7 protein-coding genes are annotated in these 6,793 nt (G+C 77.4%); 3 read left to right on the top strand and 4 right to left on the bottom strand.

Going from position 1 to position 6,793, the window contains the following annotated elements; all coding sequences use genetic code 11:
* Positions 1-124: 124 nt before the first annotated feature.
* Positions 125-904 carry a helix-turn-helix domain-containing protein gene (locus IE329_RS35265; RefSeq protein ID WP_190215117.1) on the top strand — a complete coding sequence of 260 codons (780 nt, stop codon included), beginning with the start codon at positions 125-127 and terminating at the stop codon, positions 902-904.
* 96 nt (positions 905-1,000) lie between these two features.
* Here the strand turns inward: IE329_RS35265 and IE329_RS35260 are convergent, their stop codons facing one another.
* From IE329_RS35260 to IE329_RS35245, 4 genes are all read right to left on the bottom strand, one after another.
* A complete protein-coding gene (locus IE329_RS35260; RefSeq protein ID WP_190215116.1) occupies positions 1,001-1,456 on the bottom strand; it encodes a hypothetical protein in 456 nt (151 codons plus the stop codon).
* A 528-nt stretch (positions 1,457-1,984) separates the two neighbouring features.
* Positions 1,985-3,565 carry a PP2C family protein-serine/threonine phosphatase gene (locus tag IE329_RS35255; RefSeq protein WP_190215115.1) on the bottom strand — a complete coding sequence of 527 codons (1,581 nt, stop codon included), beginning with the start codon at positions 3,563-3,565 and terminating at the stop codon, positions 1,985-1,987.
* Positions 3,566-3,876: 311 nt separating this feature from the next.
* Complete coding sequence (locus IE329_RS35250; RefSeq protein WP_190215114.1) at positions 3,877-4,476, bottom strand: hypothetical protein; 600 nt, start codon at positions 4,474-4,476, stop codon at positions 3,877-3,879.
* Positions 4,473-4,799 carry a hypothetical protein gene (locus tag IE329_RS35245; protein ID WP_190215113.1) on the bottom strand — a complete coding sequence of 109 codons (327 nt, stop codon included), beginning with the start codon at positions 4,797-4,799 and terminating at the stop codon, positions 4,473-4,475. Before IE329_RS35245 ends, IE329_RS35250 begins: the two co-directional genes overlap by 4 nt.
* A 382-nt stretch (positions 4,800-5,181) precedes the next feature.
* Here IE329_RS35245 and IE329_RS35240 point away from each other — a divergent pair, with 382 nt between their 5' ends.
* Together IE329_RS35240 and IE329_RS35235 are read left to right on the top strand one after the other, a co-directional pair.
* On the top strand, positions 5,182-5,655 hold the full coding sequence (locus IE329_RS35240) for a carboxymuconolactone decarboxylase family protein (RefSeq protein ID WP_190215112.1): 474 nt from the start codon (positions 5,182-5,184) through the stop codon (positions 5,653-5,655).
* 174 nt (positions 5,656-5,829) lie between these two features.
* Positions 5,830-6,753, top strand: a complete 924-nt coding sequence (locus IE329_RS35235; RefSeq protein WP_190215111.1) for an RNA polymerase sigma-70 factor — start codon at positions 5,830-5,832, stop codon at positions 6,751-6,753.
* Positions 6,754-6,793 lie beyond the last annotated feature (40 nt).

Raw genomic sequence — 6,793 nt, 5'->3', positions numbered from 1 at the left:
GGCAGTTGCCGCTTTTTCATTGCAATAGTCTCGACGCTAACGCAACGAGCCCCGGGTGTTCCGTTGCAATGGAATGAGCGTGAACGCTATACTGGGGACACCACGGACGACGAAGGAGACCGCGATGCCGGGAGGCAGGCTCACCCAGCAGGAACGTCAGCAGATCGCGCTGGGACTGGCCGACGGCCTCGCCTACGCCGAGATCGCCAGACGCCTCGACCGCCCCACCTCGACCGTCACGCGCGAGGTGATGCGCAACGGCGGCCCCACCTCCTACCGGGCCGACCTCGCCCACCGCGCCACCGAGCACCGCGCCCACCGGCGCCGGCAGGCCGCGCCCCGGGGGTCGGAGGCCTCCCCGCAGGCGCACGGGCGCGACCCCGAGGCCGTGCGCCAGTACGAGGAGGTCTTCACGACCGTCATGCTGCAGTCGGGCATGCCCCAGATGACGGCCCGGGTGATGTCCTGCCTCTGCCTGACCGACACGGGCAGCCTCACCTCGGCCGAGCTCACCCAGCGCCTCCAGGTCAGCCCGGCGTCCGTCTCGAAGGCGATCACGTTCCTCGAGAGCCAGGGCCTCGTGCGCCGGGAGCGCGACGAACGCCGCCGTGAGCGCTACATCGTCGACAACGACATCTGGTACCGGTCGATGATGGCCAGCGCCCGCTCCACCGCCCAGATAGTCGAAACCGCGCGGCAGGGCGTCAGCGTCTTCGGCTCCGGCACCCCGGCCGGCGCCCGCCTCGAAAACATCGCCCGCTTCCTCGACTTCGTCTCCGAGAGCATCGCCCGCGCGGCGGAACAGGCCCGCGAGATCCTCCACTCGATGCCCGCGACGGCCTCGGACGGCACCGCCGGACCGGACCCCGAGGACGGACGGAGCGCCGCCCCGGACCAGGACTGACACCATGCACCAGCCCGGCACCGGGCCCACGCACGCCCCGGACCAGGCCCTGTGCCGGGCACCCGGCACCTGACGGGTGCCCGGCCGGACGGGCCGTCAGGTGCCGGGTGCCCGGCGGGCGCGGTTGCGGACCCGCCGGGCGACCAGTGCCCCGGTCAGCAGTACGGCCACCAGGAATGCGGTGCCAATGTCCCAGGCGGCGAACGCCACCGCCCGGCCGCTGCGGGTCAGCCCGAGCGCGGCCAGCGTCCGGACGAGCACCACGAAGCCGGCCAGCAGGGCGATGTTGCCCGGACTCAGCCTGGTGCGCCACGGGGCGATCCACGGCGCGGACGGCAGGTCCCCGTCCGCCGGCGGCACGGGGCCGTGGCCGGGCGGCCGGCCCGGCGGCGTCCACACCGGTGGCCACTCCCCCACCCGGCTGGTCCCCCACCGCACCGGGGCGAGCACACCGGGGCGCAGGTCGGGACGGCGCATCCAGGCGGCCCGCCGCCGCGCGGCCGGGTCCGGGCCGAGGACGAAGTGCAGGCGTGGGCCGGCCAGGCCCGGCACCGCTCCGGGGTCGTGGCGCTCCAGGCGATACCCGTACAGGCCCGCTGCCCAGATCTGCTGCGCCAGCTCGGGCCCCGGCAGAAACTCCTGACCACGACCTCGGCGCTCCTGCCGTCCAGGCGGCGGGCCAGCGCGGAGTGGTCCATCACCTCAGCCACCGCCGGCAACGGCCCCGGCGGCCTGCTTCGCCCGGTGCCGGGCCAGGAGGTCGCGGGGCCGCTCCCGCTCGGCCCGGTGACGGCACGACGAGGCGGCCCGCGCCTGCGGGGGCCCGCTCCTCCCCCACCGCCGGCCGCCGCGGCCCCGGTCCCTGCGGCCGGCCGCTCCCGTCCCGGGACGTCCCCTGTGCCACCGTGCCCCCTCCCCGGAAAGGTCGTACGGACACCGGCCCCTGACGACGCGACACCGCGCCGCCACGAGGTACGGACGCCCCCGGAGCACAGCCGGTTGCGGCCGGGCCCCGGGGCCCACGCTCCGTCAGGCCCCGCGCCGGCCGGGCCGGTCAGCGCGCCGGGTCGGTGCTGCCGGTCAGCGCCGCCGGTCACCGCCGGTGGCCGTGGTGCGGGCCGGTGCGGGCCGGCAGGTGGTGTCGGCGGCCAGGATGGTGACGTCGTCGCGCTGCCAGTCGGCGCCGTGGTCCTCGACGGCGAGGTAGAGCGCCCGCACCATGGCGACCGGGTCCGGCGGGCCGTCCCGCAGGACGGTGGCGACGGTGGTGTCCCCGAGCTGGTGGCCGGCGGCGTTGCGGGCCTCGGTGAGGCCGTCGGTGCACAGCACCACCAGGTCGCCGCGGGCGAAGGCGGTGCTGCGCACCGACCAGGAGCCGTCCGGTTCGGTGATCAGCGAACCCACCAGCGGGCCGGTGGCGGCGAGCCGCTCCACCTCGCCCGTGGCCCGCCGCAGGAACGGCTCCTCGTGGCCGGCGTTGAGCCAGTGCAGCGCACCGGCCGCGGGGTCCACCACGACCACGGCCAGGGTCGCGAAGCGTTCGTCCTCGTGGGCCAGCGCCGACCACGCCGCCTGCACGGCCGCCTCCGGGCCGCGGCCCAGGCGCAGCGCCGCCAGGGCGGCGTACTTGACCTGGGCGGCGAGCAGTCCGGCCTGGACGCCGTGGCCGGCGATGTCGCCCTGGAGCAGGGCGGTGGCGCCGCCGGGCAGTGCGACGGTGTCGAGGAAGTCCCCGGCGATCAGTCCTTCGGCGGCGACGGTGTCGCCGTGGCTGCGCACGCCCGGGCCGGGCTGCTCGGTGACGGTCAGGATGTGGCGCAGTCCCATCGCCGCGGTGCCGTTGCTGCGCAGTGCCTCGCGGTCGCGGCGGGCGGCCCAGCGCTCCTCCTTGAGGGCGAGCTGGACGCGCCGCGTCTCGGCGTGGGCGTGGGAGAGCCAGCTGCGGCGGGGTACGGCGGGCAGGCGGCCGGGCCGGCCGGAGGCGACCGCGCCCAGGGTGCGTTCCAGGGTGGCCAGCGGCAGGACGATGCGGCACCACATGAGCATGGTCAGGGTGCACAGGAGGGCCAGCAGGGCGGCGGCGCCGAGGGCCAGGCGCAGGCCCATGGCCTCGCGGGCCCGGGAGGCGTCGGCGCGGGCCAGGTCGTACTCCTGGTAGACCGCGTCGGTCAGGCGTGTGGCGTGGACGAGCACCCGGTCGGTGAGTTCGCCGCGGTCGGCGGGGGCGAGGGCCGGTAAGGGGCGCGCCGCGGTGGCGGCGGTGAGCCAGGCGGACAGTTCGCGCTCCAGGTCACCGACGGGGGCGCTCAGCCGGGGCAGGCCGTCGGCCGCCGCGCGCAGGGCCGCCATCCGGTCCGCCGCGACGGCGGCTCCGGGGCGGGGCGCACCCGGCGCGGCCGGGGCCGCGGTGTCGCGGGGCGCCGGGCCGGGGGTGCCGGGCTGGGTCTGGACGGCGGCGACGAGTTCGTGCAGGGCGCGGGCGGCCGGGTCCAGGTGGGCACTGAAGCGCAGGGCGGCGTGGTCGATGTCGTCCCGGGCGTCCAGCGCGCCGGGGGCGGTGACGGCGGCGATCGCGACGGCGGAGCCGAGGCCGCCCCAGAGCAGTCTGGCGGGCGTGAGCCGTCCGGGACAGCGTCCGCCCGGACGGAGCGTTCCGATCATCGCGTTGGCTCTCCTCGCCGGTGCAGCCGGGCGGGCGTCGGGGACCGGGCGCCCTCGAACCGGGCGTCGGGACGGCCGCCGGGGCCGCCGCGACCGCGTGCGGTCGCCGCTCCAAGCGTAGGGAGGGCGGGCCGGGACCGGGCGGGGCCCAAGGTCCCGACCTGGCCGGGGCGGGGCCGGGTCGGCCGGCCCCGCGCCGCCCCGGGGTTCCTCCGACCACCACGGGATCCCCGGGCGGGCGGACGGGTGCCCGGGGCGCCGCGGCGGGCGGTGGTGCCCGGGATGCCGGGGCGGGGGCGGCGGGGGCGGGCCTACCGGTCCTGGGGGTGGGCCAGGGGGCGCTTGTAGTACCGCCAGGGGAACCATCCGGCGCCGACGGGGATCCAGCCCTCGCTCTCCATCCGGCGGTGCCGGCCGCCGGCCGCGAGGGTGACGCGGCAGTGCTCCCAGGGCTGCCCGGAGGCCTCGACCTCGTGGTACAGGGCGCCGTAGCCGACCAGGTGCCAGCCCTCGCGGCCGGCCTCCGCGAGGGCGGCCATCTCGTTGAAGGCGGTCAGCGGCGTCAGGACGCGCCGTTCGGGGCCGTCGGGGCCGGGGCCGGCCGGGTGGGCGGCTGCGGCGTTCGCGCCCTTGTCGGCGAAGCGCTGCTGGGCCGCCTGGCGGCTGACCCCCAGGACCCGTCCGACCGTGTCCCAGCTGTGGCCGGCGGCCCGGGCGCCCTGGACCGCCTCGCGCAGCAGCCGGCTCGTCTCCTCGGCGCCGACCCGGGTGGCGTCCACCAGGCGCAGGTAGCCGGCGGGGTCGTGTTCCAGGGAGTCGGCCAGGCCCTCGGGGGCGGCGAGGACGGTGGCGGCGATCCCCTCCCGGATGCGGGTGACCTCCTCCGGGCTGAGCAGTGGTCCGTCGCTCATCGTGCCGCGCCCGCGGGGGTGTCGGGGCGCAGCGGTTCGAGGCGGTCGAGGGTCTCCCGGTCGCGGCGGGCCTGCTGCAGGGGGCCCGGGCCGGCCGGGCCGGTACCGGTGGTGGCCGTCCGGCGGGCGACCAGGGCGCCGGCCGCGGCGACGAGCGCGAGGTCCGCCCCGATCAGGGCGATCGTCGCGGGCGTTGCGAGCCGGTCGGCGAACAGGCCGGTGAGGGCGGGCAGGACCGCCGTCAGCGGGAGGAGGGCCGGCAGGGCGGCGGAGGCCGGGGCGGGCGCGGGTCGGGCCGCCGTCGTCGGCGTCAGGATCGGCATGTGTCAAGGAAACCTTGACACCCTCGCCCTTGTCAAGACTTCCTTGACAAGGGCGGGGACGGCGGGGATCCGCACCGGCCGGGCCTGCTGACAGGCCGTCCGGACAAGCTGCCGGGCCGACGGACCGACGGGCTGCCGGGCCGACGGACCGACGGGCTGACGGGCTGACGGGCTGACGGGCCGACGGGGGCCCTCCGCCCCCGGCCCCGGCGCGCCCCGGCGCGGCGCGGCGGGTGCGGGCGGGTGCGGCGGGTGCGGCGGGTGCGGGCGCGTGCGGCGGGTGCGGCGGGAGACGCAGGTCACATCCGCCCGTGTCACAGGGAGCGGCGCTGTCTCGTCCCAGGAACGAGACCCACCGACGACGACCCCGAAGGAGCACCCCATGGACGCGCGACTGGACTACTTCGCCGACCCGACCGCCGGCAAGATCCTCAAGCACCTCATGTCGGCGGGGCGGATCCTCAAGGACTCGCCGCTGCCCGCCGCGACGCAGGAGCTGGTGGCGCTGCGGGTGAGTCAGATCAACGGCTGCGCCGTCTGCATCGACATGCACAGCAAGGACGCCGCGGCCGCCGGCGAGAGCGCGGTGCGGCTGCACCTGGTGGCGGCGTGGCGGGAGGCCACCGTCTTCACCGGGCCCGAGCGGGCCGCGCTGGAGCTGGCGGAGCAGGGCACCCGGATCGCGGACGCGGCCGGCGGGGTCAGCGACGAGGTGTGGGCGCGCGCCGCCGGGCACTTCGACCAGGAGCAGCTCACCGCCCTGGTCGTGCTGGTCTCGTTCATGAACACGGCGAACCGGCTGAACGTCATCGCCCGGCAGCCGGCGGGCGGTTACGAGGCCGGCCAGTTCCATTGAGCGGGCCGCGCGCCCGGCCCGCCGGCCGGTGCACGGACCGCCCGGCCCCGGCCGGCGGGCCCCGGGCCCGGCGGGCACTACGCTGACCCGCCGGCGGGCTCCGGCCGGTCATGGCGGACAGCGCGCGCCGGCCGGGGCGGCCGGGCGGGAGACTTCGGGGGAAGGAGAGCCGGCGTGAGCAAGGTCGAGGAGTTCGAGGAGCTGCGGCCGCTGCTGTTCTCGATCGCCTACCGGGTGCTGGGCAGCGTGAGCGAGGCCGAGGACGCCGTGCAGGAGACCTGGCTGCGCTTCGACGGGTCGGCGACCCGGCCCGTGTCGGCCAGGGCCTTCCTGTCGGCCACGGTCACCCGGGTCTCGATCGACGTGCTGCGCTCCGCGCGGGTGCGGCGCGAGGCGTACGTCGGGCCGTGGTTCCCCGAGCCGCTGCTGAACGACCCGTACCAGGACCCGGCGCGCTCGGCGGAGCTGGCCGACTCGGTGTCGACGGCGGCGCTGCTCCTGCTGGAGCGGCTCAGCCCGCTGGAGCGGGCGGTGTTCCTGCTGCGGGAGGTGTTCGGCTTCGGGTTCGACGAGACCGCCGCGGCGGTGGAGCGTTCGGAGGCGGCGTGCCGGCAGCTGCTGGTGCGGGCCCGGCGGCACATGGCGGCCGGGCGGCCGCGGTTCGCGGCGGACCGTCAGGAGCGGCAGGAGCTGGCTGCCCGGTTCTTCGAGGCGCTGAAGGACGGCGACGTGGACGGGCTGCAGCGACTGCTGGCCGCCGACGTGCAGCTGGTCGGGGACGGCGGCGGCCGGGCCCCGCAGCTGGCCAGGGCCGTCACCGGCGCGCAGAACGTGGCCCGGCTGCTGGCCACCGTCCTGCCCCGGCTGCTCCAGGTCGAGGTGACGCTGGAACAGCACGAGGTCAACGGCCAGCCCGGCGCGATCTTCCGGGACCGGGAGGGCCGGATCCTGCAGACCATGGCCCTCGACGTGCTCGACGGGCGGGTGCAGGCCGTCCGCGCGGTGAGCAATCCCGACAAGCTCGGCCACCTCGGGCCGGTCGCCGACGCCTGGGCCGTCGACCGCGAGATGAGGCAGGCCCGCCGGCGCACCCGCTGACCCTGCCCGCCGGCCCCGCACCCCGGCCCCGGCCGCAGGA

It is taken from the genome of Kitasatospora indigofera (genome assembly GCF_014655955.1).
GTDB lineage: Bacteria > Actinomycetota > Actinomycetes > Streptomycetales > Streptomycetaceae > Kitasatospora > Kitasatospora indigofera.
The sequence above is the reverse complement of the archived record's forward strand: the minus strand, read 5'-3'. Positions and strand labels throughout refer to the sequence as shown.

Bases quoted from the DNA above. Each gene is read 5' to 3' on its own strand.
- IE329_RS35240 (WP_190215112.1), top strand. From the start codon at position 5,182: ATGGACGCGCGACTGGACTACTTCGCCGACCCGACCGCCGGCAAGATC.
- IE329_RS35245 (WP_190215113.1), bottom strand. From the start codon at position 4,799: ATGCCGATCCTGACGCCGACGACGGCGGCCCGACCCGCGCCCGCCCCG.
- IE329_RS35250 (WP_190215114.1), bottom strand. From the start codon at position 4,476: ATGAGCGACGGACCACTGCTCAGCCCGGAGGAGGTCACCCGCATCCGG.
- IE329_RS35265 (WP_190215117.1), top strand. From the start codon at position 125: ATGCCGGGAGGCAGGCTCACCCAGCAGGAACGTCAGCAGATCGCGCTG.
- IE329_RS35255 (WP_190215115.1), bottom strand. From the start codon at position 3,565: ATGATCGGAACGCTCCGTCCGGGCGGACGCTGTCCCGGACGGCTCACG.